This is a genomic window from Methylobacterium sp. Leaf87, assembly GCF_001422775.1.
Classification (GTDB): Bacteria; Pseudomonadota; Alphaproteobacteria; order Rhizobiales; family Beijerinckiaceae; genus Methylobacterium.
The window spans coordinates 100,278-120,641 of sequence record NZ_LMMI01000060.1 but is presented as its reverse complement, the minus strand read 5'-3'; the positions used below and the strand labels follow the sequence as shown (position 1 = coordinate 120,641).

Sequence of the window (20,364 nt, the reverse complement as noted above, 5' to 3'; positions counted from 1 at the left end):
CGCCGTCGATCTTTCGGAGGCGGCCCCTCTGCAGGCCCGCCACGTTCGTCCGGCATGGCCTATCAGGGTCTTGGCGGCGAAAGCATGGCCGATGGGTTCAGGCGTCGGCCATCGCGTCGGCGTCGAAGTCGGCCACGATGGCGCGGCGCTCGGCCTCGGTCTCGGCGAGGCGGTGGACGTGCATCTCGTTGGCGCCGCGATGCCGGGCGCGGGCCAGCCAGCCGCGGGTCAGACGCTCCCGCGGGCTTTCCCCGGCGGAGGTGACGCTGACGAGCTCGCCATGCCCGTCCGCGTCGCGGCGCACCGCCAGGATCACCGCGTCGTCCATGTCGTCGAGTTCAGGCTCGACGAGATCGTGGATGCCGACGATGTAGCGACGGCCGGACCGGCCACGCCATGCACTCAGCAGCAGGGCGGGGGTTCCACGCAGACCGGCGGTCGTTCTGAGGCGTTCTTCGCGCATCGGTCGTCTCCGTGCTCGGGCATCCGCGAAGTTCCGCTGGGAGCGGACCGGGACAGGACCCTTCGTTCGCTGTTTGTTCCAAAATATTCCTAACAAAGGGTTACCGTCAAGGCCACCGTTCCCGGGCGAGAACGTTCGGGCACCGGCGACCCCATCCCCGCGATTCCATGCCCGCGACCCCACGAAGGTTTCGCCCGGGTGTCCGCCGATGCCGGAGCGCGCCCTGCAACGCCTCAGGCGGTGGGCGACGCGCTTTGCACCGGGGCCGGTACGGTGTGGCCCCGGGCCGCGAGGTCGGCCCGTCCGGCGCTGAGAAGGGCGTCGGAGGCGCCCTCGATGTGCGCCTGGACCGTGTCGAGGAACCGGGCGCGGTCGAGGCCGGGCGGGATCGGGGGAAGGAACTCGATCACCGTGGTTCCGGGCCGGCGCATCAGGCTGCGGCGCGGCCAGTACAGGCCGGTGTCGAGGGCCACGGGAAGGCAGGGCACGCCCAGGGTCGCGTAGAGGTGGGTCAGCCCGAGCTTGTAGGCCGGCGGGGCGCCGGGTGGGCGGCGCGTTCCTTCGGGGAAGATGATGAGCTGGCGTCCCGCGCGGATCACGCCGGCGGCGGCCTCGTTCATCGCTGCCATGGCGCGCGTGCCCTTCGAGCGGTCGATGGCGACCATGCCGGAGCGCGACAGGAACCAGCCGATCAGGGGAATCCAGAGGAGCTCACGCTTGAGGATGTAGGCGAAGTCCGGGAACACCGTGACGAGCGCCAGGGTCTCCAGAGCGGACTGGTGCTTGGCCGCGACGAGGACGGGGCCCTGCGGAATGTTGGACAGGCCCCGGAACTCCACGGCCACGCCGCCGATCACCCGCAGGAGCCACAGGGTGACGTTCGCCCAGGCTTGAGCGAGGCGGATGACGGCCCGGCGGGAGACGAGGGCGGGCAGGCCGAGCACCGCGATGAGCGTCGTGGCGAGGTAGAAGGCGAGGCTGAAGGCGATCGAGCGGAGAATGACCATCGGGACTCAAAACTTATGGGACGGCAAGAGTTATGGGACGGGAAGAACGGCTGGCGGCAAAAACAGCTGGCGGCAAGAACGCTGAATGACAAGAACGGCGGCGTGGCAAGAACCGATCGCCGATAAAAACGAGGGGACGGCCAACCGGGCGGACGCTCCCGCGGGCGATTCTCGCAGCTTGAACCCATCGGCCGCCGGGGAAAACGCCCACCCGAGCAGAAAACGCCCGATCGGGGTGAAAACCTCTGCCCACGGGGGAAACATTCGCCCCGGCGCATGCGGACCGGAATCGGGCCCGCCCTGGCTCCCGAACGCCGGACCGGCCCGGCTCGCCGACGCGACCGAGTTCGTTGACTTCTCTCGCGCAGGCTCCTTAACTCGACCCGCAACGGCGACAAAAACCGGAGGGAACATGGGGTCACTACGCGTCACGGGCCATGGCCTGGACCTCGGCGAAGCCCTGCGGGGCCGGGTCGAAGAGCGGATGGCGGCGACCCTCTCGAAATACCTCGACAGCCACATGAACGGGACCTGCTCGGGCCACGTCACCCTGCGGCGGGACGGGACGGCCTACCGGACGGATTGCGTGCTGCACCTCGTCTCCGGCCTGACCCTGGAAGCCTCGGGGGCCGCACACGATGCCCATGCGAGCTTCGAGCAGACGGCCGACCGCCTCGAGAAGCGCCTGCGCCGCTACAAGCACCGGCTCAAGGACCACGGTGCGGCCGCCCACGAGGGCGCCACCGTGCAGGCCGCCTACGCCGTGTTCGCGTCCCCGAGCGAGGCCGAGTCGGCGGACGACGACGACCGCGACGCGGAGGATCTCGACGGCGATCAGCCCGACGATGGAACGGATCATCCCCCCGTGGTGGCCGAGAGCACCAAGACGCTCAAGCGCCATTCGGTGAGCGAGGCGGTCACCGCCCTCGATCTGACGGGGGCGCCGGTGATCGTGTTCGTTCATGCTGGCACCGGGCGCATCAACGTCGTATACCGCCGCAGTGACGGAGCGATCGGCTGGGTCGATCCGGCGGACGCCAACGCTTGAGCGCCTGACCGGAACTGACATCGGAACCCAGCGATTGATCCTTAGGTGATCTTGGACCGTGCGCGGTCCGACCTTTTACTCCGCGGTGGCCGTTCCGGTCACCGCCGAAGGGGCGGCGGTCCTTCATGCCAGTGCTGGAATTCCTCAATCCGGATTCCGTGGTGCCTTCGCTGCGCGCCCGCGCCAAGAAGCAGATCCTGCAGGAGTTGAGCGCCCACGCCGCGCGGCACCTGCCGGCTTTGGACGAGCGCGAGGTGTTCGAGACCCTGCTGCAGCGGGAACGACTCGGCTCGACGGGCATCGGCGACGGGGTGGCGATCCCGCACGGCAAGCTGCCGGGCCTGGACCGCCTGTTCGGCCTCGTGGCCCGCCTGGAACGGCCGGTGGATTTCGATTCCCTGGACGGCCAGCCCGTGGACATCGCCTTCCTGCTCCTCGCTCCCGAGGGAGCGGGCGCCGATCACCTCAAGGCCCTGGCCCAGGTGGCCCGGCTCCTGCGCGAACCCGGCATCCTCGAGCGCATCCGCGCCGCCCGCGACGCCAGCGCCCTCTATGCCCTCCTGACCCACACGTCGGCGTCCCAGGCGGCGTGATCCCGATGCCGTTCCTTTCGCGATTCCAGTCGGCCGCCGCCGCTGGCTGTCTCCTGGCCCTGGGCGTCCCGGCCGCGGCCGGTCCGACGGACACCGCCTGTGCGCGCGACGTCCTCGTGGCGAGTTCGATGCAGCGCCAAGCCATCGACCAGCTCGAACAGACGGGCAGCGACGAGGCCGAACTGTGCCGAATCTGGCGTCGCCACGTCGAGACCATGCGCCGGGTGGCCGGCGTCTACGGCCGCTGCCTGTCCGGGGCCGAGCGCAGCGAGCGGCTGGCCCAGGTGGTGGGCTCCGAGAAGGAGTTCTCGGGGCTGATCAAGAGCCGCTGCAAAGGCGTGTGAGCCGACGCGCCACGCTCTGGCGGGGCCGCGGGACGAACCGATTGCCCAGGGGCCCCGGACGATTCAGTGCTGGCCGCGCAGGAGAAGCGGTTCGGCCACGACCTTGATCGGTTTGCCGCGCCCGATGAGGATCGCCGCGCGGGACCGCTCGGGGTCGTCCTCGAAGCGAGTGCGGACCCAGGCCACCAGGAACTTCAGGTATTCGGAAGCGAGGAGCCGGGCCGCGGACGGTTGCTGCCACCAGCGACCGGCATCGAACCCCTCGGTCACGACCGGATACGGCACCACGCGGTCGATGCCCGGCAGGGCATGATCGAGCTCCACCAGGGTGCGGGGCATGTGGTAGTTCGACGTCACCACCGCCACGGTGCTGAAGCGGTGCAGGCGCATCCAGCGCCGGGTCTCGATGGCGTTGCCGATGGTGTTGCGCGCCCGGTAGTCGAGATCGACGCAGCAATCGATCCAGTGGCGCTGATTGGGATTGAGGCGGGCGATCTCGTCGCGGCTGGTGCGCTCGTTGACGCCGGTGATGAGCAGGCGCCGACCGTAACCGTTGGCCAGGAGATCGATGGCATCGCCGATGCGCTGGGCGCCTCCCGTCAGGGCCACGATGCCGTCGGCCCGGCCTTCCGGCGCACGCTGGTCGCGCTCGACGCAGGCGACGAAGGTGAGGAAACCACCGAACAGGACCGCTCCGCCGAGACCGGCGAGCCCCAGGACCGCCTTCATCGTGCGCCCGGGGGATCGCACCGATAGGCGAAGGGCGGGCTCCGCACGCCGGGGTGCGTCGGTCCAGGCCCAGCCGAAAGCCTCGGAGGGCCTCATGGTGTGGCTGCCTGACATCCGCGTTGTCATTCTCCGTGAAGATAGCCCCGATTGAGGCCGTGACGAGGCAAGTATCTCCTCCCGGAAAGGTTCACGGAGGGTTAACGCGATCCCGTGAGGTGCGCCCCGGACATGGTCAGGCCAGGAAGCGCCGCACGGTGAGGCGCGAGACGATGCCGGTGACCACGGAGGCGATCACACCGATGAGGAGCACGCTGGCATAGCCGCGCCAGCCGATGTGGAAGGCGCCGAACAGGGCCTCGATCTCCTCGCCGGCCGGTCCGGAGCGCCAGGCGCCGGCGGCGAAGCCGGCGATCGCGAAGGCGATCAGGGCCGCCACGGAGCCGATGATGCCGCCGCGCAGGCCGAGGCGGAAGAACCGCCGCTGAAACGCGCGGGCGATGAAATCGTCGTCGGCGCCGACGAAGTGCAGCACTTCCACCACCTCGCGATTGCCCGCCATGGCACCCCGGGTGGCGAAGACCACCGCGAGGCCCGTGGCGACGAGGACGAGGGCGACGAGGCCGACGCCGACGCCCACGAAGGTGTTGGCCATGGTCGAGAGCCGGCGCAGCCACAGGGCGTGATCGTCGAGGCTCGCGACGCCGGGGAGCGCCTCCGCGAGCGACGCGCGCAGGGGCTTCAGGTCGGGCCGGGCGGATTCGGCGAGGCGCAGGGTGACGAGGCGCGGCACCGGCAGGTCGGACAGATCGAGGCCGCTGCCGAGCCAGGGCTCGAGCAGCCGCTCGGCCTCGGCCTTCGAGAACACCCGGGCGGCGGCGATGCCGGGCGTTGCCTTGGCCAGGCTTTCCGCCCGGGCGACGTCGGCGTCGAGGTCGCGCCCGGGGCTCGGGCGGACCTGGATCGTCACTTCCTGGGCGACCGCGCCCTGCCACTGGTCGGCGCTGGAGGCCACGATCTCGGCGGCCCCCGCGCACAGGGCGGCGAGGAAGGTGAGGATGGCGATGACGGCGGCGAGCGCCCGGCTCGCCGAGGAATCCGTCGGGACGAGGGGGGCGTTGCGCCGCAGGGTCGCGGGCAGCGGGCTCGGCGGAGGCGACGCCGTGCGCGGCGGGGAAACGGGTCGGCTGGCGGCGGGGGCGACGGATCGGCTCATGGACGCTCCACGGCGAGGCGGCCGTCGCCGAGCACCAGCCGGCGGGCATCGACGAGATCCATCAGGGCGAAATCGTGGGTGGCGATGAGCACGGAGGTCCCGAGGCGGTTGAGCTCGATGAACAGGCGCAAGAGGCGCCGTCCCAGCCCCGGATCGACGTTGCCCGTGGGCTCGTCGGCGAGGAGCAGTTCGGGTCGCGCGATGAGGGCGCGCGCGATGGCGGCGCGCTGCTTCTCGCCGCCCGACAGGAGCGGCGGCAACACGTGCATGCGCTCGCCGAGGCCGACCCAGCGCAGCAATTCGACCACCTCGGCCCGGTAGCTCGTCTCGGCCCGGCCCTGGACGCGCAGGGGGAGCGCGACGTTCTCGTAGGTGGTGAGATGGTCGAGGAGGCGGAAATCCTGGAACACCACGCCCATGCGCCGGCGCAGGCCCGTCAGCGCCTCGCTGGAGATGCCGCTGACCTCCTCGCCGAACACCGAGACCAGTCCCCGCGTCGGGCGCACCGACAGGAGGATGAGGCGCAGGAGCGTGGTCTTGCCCGCCCCCGACGGCCCCGTGAGGAACTGGAACGAGCGCGGCGCGATCTGGAAGCTCACGTCGCTGAGCACCTCCGGACCGAGGCCGTAGCGCATCCCGACATTCTCGAACTGGACCACCGGCTCTTCCGCCCCGGACAGCAGGCTGCCCGTGTTCACCCGATCCGCCACGCGCACCCCATCACTCTTGCCCCATCACGCGCTCTTGCCTCATCACGCTTGCCCGATTGCGGTCGCGCATCCCCTCGGGAACGCGGCGCACGCGTCCGGCGCCACCGCTTCACGGATGGTTAACCGCGTTCGCGCAGAACCGTGTGAGTCTTTTTGACCGAGCCGGCAACTGCCGATCGAGACCCCGGGGCGCCGATTCGCCATGCTGATCGTCTGCCCATCCTGTGCAAGCGAATATGTGATCGACACCGATCGCGTCGGCGCGGAGGGACGCTCCGTGCGTTGCGCGGCCTGCCGCGAGACCTGGTTCATCTCCCCGGACGATGTCGCGGCCGCCCTCGAGGCCGAGATGACGGCCGCCATGATGGAGGCGGTCCAGGCCGGCCCGGAGGACGCCAAGGCGCGGGCCGAGGCCCAGGCCTCCCTCGACGCCTGGGAGGCGGCGATGGCGGAAGAGACAGGGGCATCCGATTCCGGGCCCGCATCGGCCACGGCGGAGGCGCTCCCCTCCGAGCCACGCGCTCGCCCGAGACCGAAGGCCCCGGTCAAGTCCGTCGGGCGGCCACGCTTCTCGCCCACCGCCGCCATCGGCCTGTCCGTGGTGGCCGGGCTCGGCCTCGCGGTTCTCGGACGCACGACCGTGGTGCGGGCGATGCCCCAGACCGCCGGGCTCTACGCCCGCATCGGCCTGCCGGTGAATCTCCGCGGCCTCGACCTGCGCGACGTGGTCGCTTTTCAGACGCAAGGCGACGGCGCCCAGCTCGTGGTCGAGGGCGACGTGGTCGGGGTGGCGGCGGACGGCGCGGCGGTCCCCCCCATCGAGATCGAGGTGCGGGACGGGCGCGACCAGCCCCTGTATCGCTGGAGCGTGGTCCCGCCGCGCCGCAGCCTCGAGAACCGCGAGACCGCGCGGTTCCGGGCCAGCCTGTCGGCGCCGCCCGCCGAGGCGCGCGCGATCCACGTGCGTTTCTCGCAAGCCCCTTCGGTGCAACGGGCCGACGCGGTCGCCAAAACCGATGGCACCCGCGGCCACCCGTGATATGAGGTGTCCATGACGACTCCTTCCCGACGCGTCCGCGTCCTGTTCGACGAAGCCGCCATCGCCCGGCGCACCGAGGAACTCGCCGCCGCCATCGCGGCGGCCAAGCCCCAGAACCTCCTGGTGGTGGCGGTGCTCAAGGGCAGCTTCATGTTCGCCGCCGATCTCCTGCGCGCCCTGCACCGGGCCGGTCTGGAGCCGCAGGCGGAGTTCGTCCATCTGTCGAGCTACCGCACCGCCACGGTCTCGTCGGGACAGGTCGAGATCCTGCGCGACGTCGAGAGCGAGGTGCGCGGGCGCGACGTGCTGCTCATCGACGACATCCTCGAATCCGGCCGGACCATCGTGTTCGCCAAGGATCTGCTGATGGCGCGCGGGGCCAAGCGGGTGCTCACGGCCGTGCTCCTCGAGAAGCCGGGCAAGCGCGCCGTCACCATCGACGCCGACTTCGTCGGTTTCACCTGCCCCGACGTCTTCGTGGTCGGCTACGGCATGGACGTGGCGCACGCCTACCGGCAATTGCCCTTCGTCGGCCTCGTGGATTACGACAGCCCCGAAGCGGACCTGTTCGGCGGCACCTGATCGAGGGACGGTCGCCGGAGCGGACCACCCGGCGAAGACTACGGTCCCGGCACGAAAAAAAGTCCGCAGGCGCATCCGTGTGGCGCTCTGTCCCTTGACAGGGCGCCCACTCGCTTGCGTGACTGAAATCCCTTCCCTTGCGAGAGAACCTGACGAACGATGGCGCGCATCCTGCTCGTGGATGACGAAGAGACGGTCCGGGGATTCCTCAAGCGGGGCCTGGAGATCGATGGCCATGCCGTGGTCACCGCCACCGATGGCAGCGACGGGCTCGACCGTCTCATCGAAGCCGACGGCGCCTTCGATCTGATGCTCACGGACATCCGCATGCCGCTGATGGACGGGATCGCCCTGGCACTGGCGGCCAAGCGCGATTTTCCCAACCTCACCATCCTGCTGATGACGGGCTTCGCCGATCAGCGCGAGCGCGCGCGCGGCCTCGACGCCATCGTCACCGATGTGCTCACCAAGCCTTTCTCCCTCGCGGATCTGCGCTCCACCGTGACCCGGGCCCTGGCCCTCGCCGCCTGACCATGCGGCGCTGAGGCGCCGACCACGCGCCGGTCTTTCGGGAGCACCCACCTCCGGCTGGGCTCGCACGTGCCCGATTCGATCAAAACAGCCGAATTCCGCGGCTCCGCGATTGCGCGCCCTCCATTCTGCGTGACGCACGCCCCTGTCCGAAGTTTCGGACAGGGGCCGGACAATACGTGCGGGATGCCGCACTGCCGCAAAACCCAAAAATCATTCAAGTCATTGTTTCAGTGATTTAATTTAAATGGACTGGACTTGGTCCACTTCCTGCAAAATCATACTGACAAAGAGCGGGCAAACGCGTCTGATCCGCTCAAGAAACACTAGGGAGGATACCATGGAGCGTAGCCGCGACCTCGATCCCGTCGAGACGCAGGAATGGCTCGACTCACTCGATGGCGTCCTCGACGTCGACGGGCCGGAGCGGGCGCATTACCTGATCGAGCAAGTCATCGACGGAGCCCGCAAGAAGGGCGCCCCGGTCCCGTACTCGGCCAACACTGCGTATCTGAACACGATTCTGCCCCAGAACCAGGATCCGCATCCGGGCGACCGGGCCATCGAGCACCGCATCCGCTCGGCGATCCGCTGGAACGCCATCGCGATCATCCTGCGGGCCAACAAGGATTCCTCGGAGCTCGGCGGCCATATCGCCAGCTTCCAGTCGGCCGCCACCCTCTACGACACCGGCTTCATGCATTTCTGGCGCGGGGCCAACGCCGACCACGGCGGCGACCTCATCTACGTGCAGGGTCATTCCTCGCCCGGCGTCTACGCCCGCGCCTTCCTCGAAGGGCGCCTGACCGAGGAGCAGCTCCTCGGGTTCCGCCAGGAAGTCGGCGGCAAGGGTCTCTCCTCCTATCCGCATCCCTGGCTGATGCCGGATTTCTGGCAGTTCCCCACGGTCTCCATGGGCCTCGGCCCCCTGATGGCGATCTACCAGGCCCGCTTCCTGCGCTACCTGCACCACCGCGACCTCGCCAAGACCGACGGCCGCAAGGTCTGGGCCTTCATGGGCGACGGCGAGATGGACGAGCCCGAGAGCCTGGGTGCGATTGCCCTGGCCGCGCGTGAAAAACTCGACAACCTCGTCTTCGTCATCAACTGCAACCTGCAGCGCCTCGACGGGCCGGTGCGCGGCAACGGCAAGATCGTCCAGGAACTCGAGGCCGATTTCCGGGGGGCCGGCTGGAACGTCATCAAGGTGCTGTGGGGTTCGGGCTGGGACGCCCTGATCCAGAAGGACAGCACCGGCATGCTGGCGCGCCTCATGGAGGAATGCGTCGACGGCCAGTATCAGGACTTCAAGTCGAAGAGCGGCGCCTACGTGCGCGAGCACTTCTTCGGCAAGTATCCGGAGACGGCGGCCCTGGTGGCCGACTGGACCGACGACGACATCTGGCGCCTGACCCGCGGCGGCCACGACCCGCGCAAGGTGTTCGCGGCCTACAGCGCCGCCTCCAAGCACAAGGGCCAACCGACCCTCATCCTCGCCAAGACCGTCAAGGGCTACGGCATGGGCGAGTCGGGCGAGGCTCAGAACATCACCCACCAGCAGAAGAAGATGGGCGAGGCGGTGCTCCGCCAGTTCCGCGACCGCTTCCAAATCGACCTCACCGACGACCAGCTGAAGGAGATCCCCTTCATCCGGTTCCCCGAAGGCAGCCCCGAGCACCGCTACCTCATGGCCCGGCGCGAGGCACTGGGTGGTCCCCTCCCCCTGCGGCGTCGGAAGTCGCATGCCCTGGAGATCCCGCCACTCTCGGCGTTCTCGGCCCAGCTCAAGGAGACCGCGGGCCGCGAGATCTCCACCACCATGGCGTTCGTGCGTATCCTCAACACGCTGCTGCGCGACAAGAACATCGGCAAGCGCATCGTGCCGATCGTGCCCGACGAGAGCCGCACCTTCGGCATGGAGGGCATGTTCCGCCAGTTCGGCATCTTCTCCCAGGTGGGCCAACTCTACCGGCCGGAAGATGCCAACCAACTGATGTACTACAAGGAGGACAAGAACGGTCAGATGCTCCAAGAGGGCATCAACGAGCCGGGCGCGATGTCGTCCTGGATCGCGGCCGCGACCTCTTACTCGCACTCCGACGCGCCGACGATCCCGTTCTACGTCTACTACTCGATGTTCGGCTTCCAGCGGGTCGGCGATCTGGCCTGGGCGGCGGGCGACATGCGCGCGCGCGGCTTCCTCATCGGTGGCACCGCCGGGCGCACCACCCTGAACGGCGAGGGCCTGCAGCACGAGGACGGCCACAGCCACCTCATCTCGTCGACCATCCCGAACTGCGTCTCCTACGACCCGACCTTCTCCTACGAAGTCGCCGTGATCGTGCAGGACGGCCTGCGCCGGATGTATGCCGAGCAGGAGGACGTGTTCTACTACATCACCGTGATGAACGAGAACTACGAGCACCCGGGCATGCCCGAGGGCGCGGAGGCCGGCATCATCAAGGGGATGTACCTGTTCAAGGAAGGCCCTGCGGAAAAGACCAAGGGCCACCGGGTGCAGCTGCTGGGCTCGGGCACCATCCTGCGCGAGGTCATCGCGGCGGCAGACCTGCTGGAGCAGGATTTCGGGATCGCATCCGACATCTGGAGCTGCCCGAGCTTCACGGAGCTGCGCCGCGACGCCATGGCGGCGGAGCGCTGGAACCTGCTCCACCCCCTGGAGGGCAAGCGCCTCTCGCACGTCGAGACCTGCCTCTCGGGTCGCACCGGCCCGGTGGTCGCCGCCACCGACTACATGCGCCTGTTCGCCGACCAGATCCGCACCTGGGTTCCGGGACGCTACCGAGTGCTCGGCACCGACGGCTTCGGCCGTTCGGATTACCGGGCCCGCCTGCGCGACTTCTTCGAGGTCAACCGGCACTGGGTCGTGGTGGCGGCCCTGCACAGCCTCGCCGAGGAGGGTGTGATCCCGGCCCAGACGGTGGCCGACGCCATCGCCAAGTACGGCATCGACACGGACCGGCCGGCACCCTGGACCGTCTGATCCGCGCCCCGTCGGCCGCCGCATCCCGGCGGCCGACGCCTTGAGACTTCCCGACCCTTTCCATCGACGGACCGCACGAGGGAGCCCGCGAGAGGCTCCGACTCAACCAGGGAGATTGCGCAGTGGGTATCGAGATCCAGATTCCGGACATCGGCGACTTCAAGGACATCCCGATCATCGAGATCCACGTGAAGGAGGGCGACACGATCGGGCCCGACGATCCGCTGGTCTCGCTCGAATCCGACAAGGCGACCATGGACGTGCCCTCGCCGAGCGCGGGCGTGGTGGAGCGGATCCTGGTCAAGCTCGGCGACAAGGTGAGCGAGGGTTCGCCGCTCCTCGTGTTCAAGGGCGAGGGCGCCAAGGGCGACACCGCCGCGGCCGAGAAGGCCGCCGACGCGCCCGCGGGCGCCGACAGCGCCGCACTGCTCGCCAAGCAGGAGCCGGCCCCGAACGCCGCTCCGAGCCCCGCCCCGGCAGCCCCCGCCGGCAGCATTCCGGACTTCTCCCAGGTCCATGCCAGCCCGGGCGTCCGCCGCCTGGCGCGCGAACTCGGGATCGACCTCACCACCATCAAGGGCACCGGCGAGAAGGGTCGGGTGACCAAGGAGGACGTGAAGGGTCACCTCACGCGCTCCGCCGCGCAGGCGCCCGGCGCCTCAGGCACGGCCGCGTTCTCGGGCGGCGGGATGGGCATCCCCGAGATCCCGGCCGTGGACTTCTCGAAGTTCGGCCCCACCGAGACCCGGCCCCTGTCGCGGATCAAGAAGATCTCCGGCGCGCACCTGCACCGGTCCTGGCTCAACGTGCCGCTCGTCACCCACCAGGACGAATCGGACATCACCGAGACTGACGCCTACCGCAAGGAACTCGACAACGCGGGCAAGGAACTCAAGGACAAGGGCTACCGCGTTACCCTGCTGGCTTTCCTGATCAAGGCGGCGGTCTCTGGCTTACGCAAGCACCCCGAGTTCAACGCCTCGCTCTCGCCCGAGAAGGACGCGCTGATCCTCAAGCAATACTACAACATCGGCGTGGCGGTGGACACGCCGGAAGGCCTCGTGGTCCCGGTGATCAAGGATGCCGACCGCAAGGGCATCGTCGAGATCAGCCGCGATCTCGGCGCGATCTCGGCGAAAGCCCGCGACGGCAAGCTCAGCGCCGCCGACATGCAGGGCGCGACCTTCTCGATCTCCAGCCTCGGCGGCATCGGCGGCACGTCCTTCACGCCGCTCGTCAACGCCCCCGAGGTCGCCATCCTGGGCGTCGCCCGCTCCAAGATGACGCCGGTCTGGAACGGCACGGAGTTCAAGCCGCGCCTGATCGTGCCGCTCTCCCTCTCCTACGACCACCGCGTCATCGACGGCGCGCTCGCCGCGCGCTTCGCCCGCCACCTCGCCCACGTCCTCGAGGACGTCCGGCGCCTCGTCGTCTGACGAGACCCGGCCAGCGCGAACTCAAGTGAGGTGACACGATGAGCAGCAACAGCATCCATCTGCCGGATATCGGCGACTTCAAGAACGTGCCCGTCATCGAGGTCAGCGTCAGCCCCGGCGACGTGATTTCCGTCGACGACGTCATCGTCGTGCTGGAATCCGACAAGGCCACCATGGACATCCCGTCCCCGGTTGCCGGCACGGTGGCCGAGGTGCGGATCAAGGCGGGCGACACGGTCAGCCAGGGCGACCTGATCCTGGTGATGGCCGAGGCCGCCGCCGCGACGGGCACGCCGAAGCCGAGCCCGGCCGGCACGGGCGCCGCCGCAGCCCACGCACCGGGCGAAGGCCAGGCCGGCTACGGCTCGGCCGCGACCCAGGGCGGCCACGGTGCCGCCGAGGCCGCCGCACCGAAGGGCGCGGCGCCGGTCTCCGGCGAGGAGATGCGGGCGCAGGTGCTCGTCATCGGCGCCGGGCCCGGCGGCTACACCGCCGCGTTCCGGGCGGCCGATCTCGGCCAGTCGGTGGTGCTCGTCGAGCGCTGGCCCAGTCTCGGCGGCGTCTGCCTCAACGTCGGCTGCATTCCGTCGAAGGCCCTGCTGCACGCCGCGAAGGTCATCGACGAGAGCCACGCCATGGCGGCGCACGGCATCTCCTTCACCGCGCCGCAGATCGACATCGACAAGCTGCGCGAATGGAAGGACGGCGTGGTCAAGCGCCTCACCGGCGGCCTCTCGGGTCTCGCCAAGCAGCGCAAGGTCACGGTGGTGACGGGCGAGGCCCGCTTCGTCAGTCCGAACCAGGTCGCGGTGGAGCACGAGGGCCGGACCCGCGTGATCGGCTTCGACCACGCCATCATCGCCGCCGGCTCCGAGCCGGTGCAGATGCCGTTCATCCCGCACGACGACCCGCGCGTCATCGACTCGACGGGGGCGCTCGAACTCGACGGCGTGCCGGCCCGCCTGCTCGTGATCGGCGGCGGCATCATCGGGCTGGAGATGGCCACCGTCTACCACGCGCTCGGCTCCAAGGTGACCATCGTCGAGCTGATGGACCAGATCATCCCCGGTGCCGACAAGGATATGGTCACGCCGCTGATGAAGCGGATCCAGAAGCAGTACGAGGCCATCCACCTCAAGGCCAAGGTCACGGCCGTCGCGGCGACGCCGGAGGGCCTGAAGGTGTCGTTCGAGGGCGGTACCGCGCCGGCGACCGACATCTTCGACAAAGTGCTGGTCTCGGTGGGGCGGCGCCCGAACGGCAAGCGCATCGGCGCGGAGGCGGCGGGCGTCGCCGTGGACGAGCGCGGCTTCATCGCCGTCGACAAGCAGATGCGCACCAACGTGCCCCACATCTTCGCCATCGGCGACGTGGTCGGCCAGCCGATGCTGGCCCACAAGGCGACGCACGAGGGCAAGGTCGCGGCCGAGGTGGCGGCGGGCAAGAGCAGCGTCTTCGACGCCAAGGTGATCCCCTCGGTGGCCTACACCGACCCGGAGGTGGCCTGGGTCGGCATGACGGAGAACGAGGCCAAGGCGAAGGGCATCAAGGTCGGCAAGGGCGTGTTCCCGTGGGCGGCCTCCGGGCGCTCCCTGGCGCTCGGCCGCGAAGAGGGCCTGACCAAGGTGCTGTTCGACCCCGAGACCGACCGCATCCTCGGCTGCGGCATCGTCGGCCCGTCGGCCGGCGACCTCATCGCGGAGGCGGCCCTCGCCATCGAGATGGGTGCGGATGCCGAGGATATCGGCCTGACCATCCACCCGCACCCGACCCTGTCGGAGACGATCGGGCTGGCGGCCGAAGCTTTCGAGGGCACCATCACCGACCTCTACATGCCCAGGAAGGACGGGCCCAAGAAGGCCCACTGACCTTATCGAACCGGCGCGGCGACCCATTTGGGGGCCGCGCCGACAGGACGACCCAGCCTCCGTGCCATGTGGCACGGGGGACGGGGACGGCCGTGCCGAGCACGGACAGGGGGTGTGGCCCGCGACCGGCCTCCTCGCGTCCCCCATCAGCAACCGACGCGTGGACCGTACGAGATCATGAGCAACGAAGCAGACCTGCGGGCGCCCGGCGCCGTCGCCAATGCCGATGCGGGCACCGAGGCCGCCCTGGAGCGCGCCGCCCTCGACTATCACCGCTTTCCCACGCCCGGTAAGATCTCGGTCCAGCCGACCAAGGACATGTCGACCCAGCGCGACCTCGCGCTCGCCTACTCGCCCGGCGTCGCGGCCGCCTGCATGGCGATCAAGCACGACCCGGAGGAGGCCTACAGCCTGACCTCGCGCGGCAACCTCGTCGCCGTGATCACCAACGGCACCGCCGTGCTGGGCCTGGGCAACATCGGTGCGCTCGCCGGCAAGCCCGTGATGGAGGGCAAGGGCTGCCTGTTCAAGAAGTTCGCCGGCATCGACGTGTTCGACATCGAGATCGACGAGACCGATCCCGAGAAGCTCATCGAGATCATCGCCAAGCTGGAGCCGACCTTCGGCGGCATCAACCTCGAGGACATCAAGGCCCCCGAGTGCTTCACCATCGAGACCCGCCTGCGCGAGCGGATGAAGATCCCGGTGTTCCACGACGACCAGCACGGCACCGCCATCGTGGCGGCCGCCGCCCTGCTCAACGCCCTGCAGGTGGTGGGCAAACCCATCGAGCAGGTCCGCCTCGTCTGTTCGGGCGCCGGTGCGGCGGCCATCGCCTGCCTCAACATCCTCGTCGGCCTCGGACTGGCCCGTGAGAACATCCTCGTCTGCGACAGCCGCGGGGTGATCTCCACGGACCGCCTCGGCGCCCTCGACGAGCAGAAGGCGGCCTACGCGCGGGACACCCAGGCCCGCACCCTGGGTGACGCCATCGTGGGGGCGGACATCTTCCTCGGCGTGTCGCAGGGCGGCGTGCTGAAGCCCGAGATGGTCGCCGGCATGGCGGAGAGGCCCATCATCCTGGCGCTCGCCAACCCCGATCCGGAGATCCTGCCCGATCTCGCCCGCTCCGTGCGGCCGGACTGCCTCATGGCCACAGGCCGCTCGGACTACCCGAACCAGGTCAACAACGTCCTGTGCTTCCCGTTCATCTTCCGCGGCGCCCTCGATGTCGGCGCCACCGAGATCAACGAGGCGATGAAGCTCGCCGCCGTGCGCGCCATCGCGGACCTCGTCCACGCCGAATCCTCCGACGTGGTCAGCGCCGCCTACGGCGCGCAGGACCTGAGCTTCGGCCCGGACTACCTCATCCCGCGCCCGTTCGATCCGCGCCTCATCACCTCCGTCGCGCCCGCCGTCGCCAAGGCCGCCATGGACAGCGGCGTCGCTGCCCGGCCCATCGCCGATCTCGACGCCTACCGCCGCTCGCTCCAGCGCTTCGTCTACACCTCCGGCACGGTGATGCAGCCGGTCTTCGCGGCGGCCTCCGAATCCGGCCTCAAGCGGGTCGCCTTCGCCGAGGGCGAGGACGACCGGGTGCTGCGCGCCGCGCAGGTGGTGGTCGACGAGCGCCTGGCGTTCCCTGTGCTCGTCGGCCGCTCCGATGTCATCGCGGCCCGGATCAAGTCCCTGAGCCTGCGCCTCAAGGTCGGCGAGACCGTCGAGGTGGTGGGAGCGGAGGGGAACGCCACCCGCGCCGCCGCGACCATGCTCCGCGAGGGCCGGGTGGATGGCCTGCTCTGCGGCACCCTCGGCCCCTATGCCGGACACCTGACCCAGGTCTCCGAGGTGATCGGCCGGGCAGCGGGTGCCGAACACCTGGCCGCCATGGGCCTGCTGCAGCTGCCGCGCCACACGGTCTTCATCTGCGATCCCTACATCCACGCCGATCCGAGCGCGGAGGAAATCGCCGGGATGACGGTGCTGGCGGCGGCCGAGATGCGCCGCTTCGGCCAGACCCCGCGCGTCGCCCTGGTGTCGCATTCGAGCTTCGGCAGCGCCGACGACGCGGAAGCCCGCAAGATGCGGGACGCCCTCGCGCTCATCCGCGCCCGCGCGCCCGACCTCGAGATCGACGGAGAGATGCCGGCCGACGCGGCCCTGAGCCGGACGATCCTCACCCGGCTCAAGCCGGAGACCACCTTGAGTGCCGAGGCCAACCTGCTGATCATGCCCAATCTCGGGGCCGCCAACATCACCTTCAACGCCCTCAAGGTTGTGTCCGGCCAGGGCGTCTCCATCGGCCCGATCCTGCTCGGCGCGGCGAAACCCGTGCACATTCTCACGCCCACCACCACCGTGCGGGGCATCGTCAACATGACGGCCCTGACGGCCGCCTCGGCTGCGTCGGACGACTGACCGGGGGCGAACCGAGACCCGACTTTCGCCGCCCGGAACCGGGCGGCGAAGGCGACTCGCCGGGCCGTCAGTCGGCCATGGTGGGAGCGATCCGTAGGGAGAAATGCGCGCCCGGGCGATCGGTGGCGATTTCGAGGGGGCCGCCGAGTTGGCGCGCGAGGCTGTTGACGATCCGCATGCCGAGGCTGGCGCGGCGCGGCGCCGTCGGGTCGAACCCATCCGGCAGGCCGACGCCGTCGTCGCAGACGGAGAGGTGGAGGCCGCCCGCAGCACCGTCGTCCGCGCCGACGTCGCGGACCGTGATGCGGATCTCGCCGGCACCCTCCGGGTAGGCGTACTTGATGGCGTTGGTCACGAGCTCGTTGACGAACAGGCCGAGCGGGATCGCGAGGTCCGCCGGGATGTTCACCGTCTGCGCCCGGCAGACCAGGGTGTGGTGCGGTGCGCTCTCCTGCAGGCGGGCGCAGAGCGCCTCGAGGAACCCCGCGACGTCGATGGCCTCCAGGCTCGGCTGGCGCCAGAGCTGGTCGTGAACCTGGGCCACCGCCTCGACCCGGGTGCGGGCGTCGGCGAGCGCCGCCTTCACGTCCTCGTTGTCGGAGCCCCGCGCCTGGAGCCCGAGGAAGCCCGCCACCACCGCGAGGCTGTTCTTCACTCGGTGGCTCATCTCCCGGGACAGGAGTTCCTGACGCTCCACGGCGGCCTTGAGCCGGGCCTCGGCGCGCTGGCGCTCGATGGCGCCGCCGACGAGGTTGGCGAAGCCCTGCATGAAGGCGATGTCCGCCTCCTCGAACTGGCCCTCGCGGGTGTCGTCGACTTCCAGGACGCCGTAATTGCCGTCGCGGTTGGCGATGAGCACGTTGATGGCCCGGCGGATGCCGTGGTCGGCCATGAGCTTCGGCGTACGGAACCGCGTCTCGTCCTGGAGGTGATTCGAGATCACCGGCCGGCCGGTCTTGAGGGCGTAGCCGGCCGGCGAGGCGAGGTCCGCCCCGATGATGGCCGTGCCGACGGCATCCGCCGCCCAGCCGACGCCGGCGCAGACGAGGAGGCAATCCTGATACGGCTTGTATTCCAGCGCCTTGCAGAACTGGGCCTCCATGCCTTCGGCGCAGAGTTCCGTGGCCCGCTGGAGTAGGGGCAGCAACTCCGTGGCCCGCAGGGCCTCGACGCCGAAATCGGACAGGATCGCCTGCTGGCGCAGGCGGATCGCCAGGGCCTTGGGGGCGAGTTCGGGCATACGATCACGGGTCCGGACTTGAGATGGGGCGTTCAGGCTTCTTCTTGCGGCCCTTGGCGGCGCCTCGCAAGGGCACAAACCCGTGCCCGCCGCGGCGGTGCCCCTGCTTCGGCGCAAATCCCGGGCGCGCAGCTTCGATTCTCATCGCCCCTCGACCGGGCGCCGCATCAGATCTCGATCTCGGTCCCGACTTCCACGAGCTGGCGGGTCGGCACGCAGAAATGCGCGCCCGTGCGCTCGGCGTTGCGCAGGAGGAACGCGAACAGGCCCTCGCGCCAATCGGCCATGCCGCGATGGTCGCTCTTCGGGATGATGGTCTCGTGGCCGATGAAGATCGTGATATCCTCCACCCATTCGGCCGGCAGCTTGCCGGCCTCGACGGCGCAGGCCAGCCCCTCGGGGATCGACGCATCCTCCATGAAGCCGTACCGCAGGGTCAGCCGGGTGATGTCCGGCGTCACTGCCGAGACCTCGGCCCGCCCGTCGCGGGGCACCACCGGCGCCTCCTCGTAGAGGGCGGTGATGATGAGGATGCGCTTGTGCAGGGCGTGGGACCGCTCGACGAAGCGGGACATGTGGAGCGGGATGCCGCTCGTCGCCGAGGACAGGAAGGCGGCGCGGCCCGGCAGGATGAGCGGGGGATCGCGGCGCAGCTGCTCAAGGAACTCGGCCTCGGGCTGGCGCAGATGGACCCGCGCCGCCTCCACCAGTTGGGTGCCCTTGCGCCAGGTCAGCATCAGGAACGCGACGAGGCCGGCCAGTAGGAGCGGAAACCAGCCGCCCTCGAACAGCTTCACGCTGTTGGCGCTGAGGAACACGAGATCGATGGCGAGGAAGAACCCGTTGACGGCGAAGACCGCCACGGGGTTGTAGCCCCACTTCAACGCCACGAGGGCGGCCAGCAGGGTGGTAATGGCCATGAGCGAGGACACGGCGATGCCGTAGGCCCCCGCCAGGGCATCGGACGAGCCGAAGATCAGCACGGCGCTGATGGTGGCGGCCGCGAGCAGCCAGTTCACCACCGGCACGTAGATCTGCCCGCGCTCGTGCCGGGCGGTGTGCACCACCCGCATGGGCGGCAGGAATCCGAGCTGGATCGATTGCTGGGTCAGTGAGAACGCGCCCGAGATGATCGCCTGCGAGGCGATGACGGTGGCGAGCGTCGCGAGCCCGATGAGCGGATAATGCGCCCAGTCGGGGGCAAGCCGGTAGAACGGGTTCTCGAGGGCGTCGGGCTCGGCGAGCAGGAGCGCGCCCTGCCCGAAATAGTGGATGACGAGGGCCGGCAGCACGAGGCCGAACCACGAGACCCGGATCGGGCCGGCGCCGAAATGCCCGAGATCGGCGTACATCGCCTCGCCGCCGGTCACCGCCAGGAACGCCGCGCCCAGCATGGCGAAGCTGACGTGCCAGCCGGCATGCAGCAGGAAATCGACGGCGCGCAGGGGGTTCACCGCGCCGAGGATCTGCGGCGCGTGCACGATGCCGCCGAGTCCCATGAGCGCGAGGACGAGGAACCAGACCAGCATGACGGGCCCGAAGATGCGCCCGATGAAGGCCACCCCCTTGCTCTGGACGAGGAACAGCCCGACCAGGATCGCCAGGGTGATGGGGACGACGAAGCGCGACAGGCCGGGCGCATCGACCTTCAGGCCCTCGACGGCGCTCAGCACCGAGATGGCCGGCGTGATCGCCCCATCGCCATACAGAAGCGCCGCGCCGACGAGGCCGACGACGAGGAGCACGCCGGCCCACGAGCCCGGTTTCGCGTGGCGCGCCCCGAGGAGCGCCAGCATGGCGACGATGCCGCCCTCGCCCCGGTTGTCGGCCCGCAGGATCAGCACCGCGTACTTGATGGAGACGATGAGGATCAGCGCCCACAGGATCAGCGACACCGCGCCCGTGACGGCGATGGGGGTCGGCGGGGCGCCGGCGCTCGCCGCCCGCACCGCCTCCTTGAAGGCGTAGAGCGGGCTCGTGCCGATATCGCCGTAGACGATGCCGAGGGCGCCGACGAGCGCGGCCGGGCGCGCGAGCCCCGCCTGCCCCGTCCGGGTCCGATCTCGCGACCGGGTCTGATCTTGGGACAAGTTCGGATCTCCGGCAGGGCGCCTCGGCGACGCCTCTTCCCCGCCGAGG

General features: G+C 69.6%; 17 protein-coding genes. 10 read left to right on the top strand and 7 right to left on the bottom strand.

The window, feature by feature from the left end:
- Window positions 1–97: 97 nt before the first annotated feature.
- Complete coding sequence (locus tag ASF22_RS21420) at window positions 98–463, bottom strand: hypothetical protein (protein WP_056268111.1); 366 nt, start codon at window positions 461–463, stop codon at window positions 98–100.
- A gap of 233 nt (window positions 464–696) precedes the next feature.
- Window positions 697–1,470, bottom strand: a complete 774-nt coding sequence (locus ASF22_RS21415) for a lysophospholipid acyltransferase family protein (RefSeq protein WP_056268108.1) — start codon at window positions 1,468–1,470, stop codon at window positions 697–699.
- Window positions 1,471–1,882: 412 nt separating this feature from the next.
- On the opposite strand from ASF22_RS21415, the gene raiA reads away from it, so the two are divergent.
- The 3 genes from raiA (at window position 1,883) to ASF22_RS21400 (ending at window position 3,455) form a co-directional block, all read left to right on the top strand.
- Window positions 1,883–2,518 carry a ribosome-associated translation inhibitor RaiA gene (raiA, locus tag ASF22_RS21410; protein WP_056176758.1) on the top strand — a complete coding sequence of 212 codons (636 nt, stop codon included), beginning with the start codon at window positions 1,883–1,885 and terminating at the stop codon, window positions 2,516–2,518.
- 125 nt (window positions 2,519–2,643) lie between these two features.
- Window positions 2,644–3,111: a PTS IIA-like nitrogen regulatory protein PtsN gene (gene ptsN, locus ASF22_RS21405; protein WP_056268106.1), complete on the top strand. Its 468-nt coding sequence runs from the start codon at window positions 2,644–2,646 to the stop codon at window positions 3,109–3,111.
- A 5-nt stretch (window positions 3,112–3,116) separates the two neighbouring features.
- Window positions 3,117–3,455, top strand: a complete 339-nt coding sequence (locus ASF22_RS21400; RefSeq protein ID WP_056268103.1) for a hypothetical protein — start codon at window positions 3,117–3,119, stop codon at window positions 3,453–3,455.
- A 63-nt stretch (window positions 3,456–3,518) separates the two neighbouring features.
- On the opposite strand, the gene ASF22_RS21395 is transcribed toward ASF22_RS21400, so the two are convergent.
- The 3 genes from ASF22_RS21395 to ftsE all read right to left on the bottom strand — a co-directional run bounded on the left by ASF22_RS21395 (window position 3,519) and on the right by ftsE (window position 6,095).
- The gene (locus ASF22_RS21395) at window positions 3,519–4,184 is read right to left on the bottom strand and encodes a YdcF family protein (RefSeq protein ID WP_244473041.1); all 666 of its coding nucleotides are present in this window, start codon (window positions 4,182–4,184) and stop codon (window positions 3,519–3,521) included.
- Between the two features lie 232 nt (window positions 4,185–4,416).
- A complete protein-coding gene (locus ASF22_RS21390; protein ID WP_056176745.1) occupies window positions 4,417–5,397 on the bottom strand; it encodes an ABC transporter permease in 981 nt (326 codons plus the stop codon).
- Window positions 5,394–6,095, bottom strand: coding sequence for a cell division ATP-binding protein FtsE (ftsE, locus tag ASF22_RS21385; RefSeq protein WP_200918837.1), 702 nt, complete (start codon window positions 6,093–6,095; stop codon window positions 5,394–5,396). The genes ASF22_RS21390 and ftsE overlap by 4 nt, the downstream gene beginning before the upstream one ends.
- A gap of 214 nt (window positions 6,096–6,309) precedes the next feature.
- On the opposite strand from ftsE, the gene ASF22_RS21380 reads away from it, so the two are divergent.
- The 7 genes from ASF22_RS21380 to ASF22_RS21350 all read left to right on the top strand — a co-directional run bounded on the left by ASF22_RS21380 (window position 6,310) and on the right by ASF22_RS21350 (window position 16,985).
- The gene (locus ASF22_RS21380; protein ID WP_056176738.1) at window positions 6,310–7,146 is read left to right on the top strand and encodes a zinc-ribbon domain-containing protein; all 837 of its coding nucleotides are present in this window, start codon (window positions 6,310–6,312) and stop codon (window positions 7,144–7,146) included.
- A gap of 12 nt (window positions 7,147–7,158) precedes the next feature.
- The gene (hpt, locus tag ASF22_RS21375) at window positions 7,159–7,728 is read left to right on the top strand and encodes a hypoxanthine phosphoribosyltransferase (protein WP_056176735.1); all 570 of its coding nucleotides are present in this window, start codon (window positions 7,159–7,161) and stop codon (window positions 7,726–7,728) included.
- A gap of 159 nt (window positions 7,729–7,887) precedes the next feature.
- On the top strand, window positions 7,888–8,259 hold the full coding sequence (locus tag ASF22_RS21370; protein WP_056176733.1) for a response regulator: 372 nt from the start codon (window positions 7,888–7,890) through the stop codon (window positions 8,257–8,259).
- 340 nt (window positions 8,260–8,599) lie between these two features.
- Entirely contained in the window at window positions 8,600–11,263 is a 2,664-nt protein-coding gene (aceE, locus tag ASF22_RS21365) for a pyruvate dehydrogenase (acetyl-transferring), homodimeric type (protein WP_056176730.1), read from the top strand.
- Between the two features lie 62 nt (window positions 11,264–11,325).
- Window positions 11,326–12,699: a dihydrolipoyllysine-residue acetyltransferase gene (gene aceF / locus ASF22_RS21360; protein ID WP_082483913.1), complete on the top strand. Its 1,374-nt coding sequence runs from the start codon at window positions 11,326–11,328 to the stop codon at window positions 12,697–12,699.
- Between the two features lie 38 nt (window positions 12,700–12,737).
- Window positions 12,738–14,567, top strand: a complete 1,830-nt coding sequence (gene lpdA, locus ASF22_RS21355) for a dihydrolipoyl dehydrogenase (RefSeq protein WP_056268092.1) — start codon at window positions 12,738–12,740, stop codon at window positions 14,565–14,567.
- Window positions 14,568–14,744: 177 nt separating this feature from the next.
- Window positions 14,745–16,985 (top strand): NADP-dependent malic enzyme, encoded by a 2,241-nt coding sequence (locus tag ASF22_RS21350; RefSeq protein WP_082483911.1) that lies wholly within the window; start codon window positions 14,745–14,747, stop codon window positions 16,983–16,985.
- A gap of 67 nt (window positions 16,986–17,052) precedes the next feature.
- Here the strand turns inward: ASF22_RS21350 and ASF22_RS21345 are convergent, their stop codons facing one another.
- Together ASF22_RS21345 and ASF22_RS21340 are read right to left on the bottom strand one after the other, a co-directional pair.
- Window positions 17,053–18,225 carry a histidine kinase dimerization/phosphoacceptor domain -containing protein gene (locus ASF22_RS21345; protein WP_056268091.1) on the bottom strand — a complete coding sequence of 391 codons (1,173 nt, stop codon included), beginning with the start codon at window positions 18,223–18,225 and terminating at the stop codon, window positions 17,053–17,055.
- 167 nt (window positions 18,226–18,392) lie between these two features.
- Window positions 18,393–20,315: a KUP/HAK/KT family potassium transporter gene (locus ASF22_RS21340; RefSeq protein WP_056268088.1), complete on the bottom strand. Its 1,923-nt coding sequence runs from the start codon at window positions 20,313–20,315 to the stop codon at window positions 18,393–18,395.
- Window positions 20,316–20,364 lie beyond the last annotated feature (49 nt).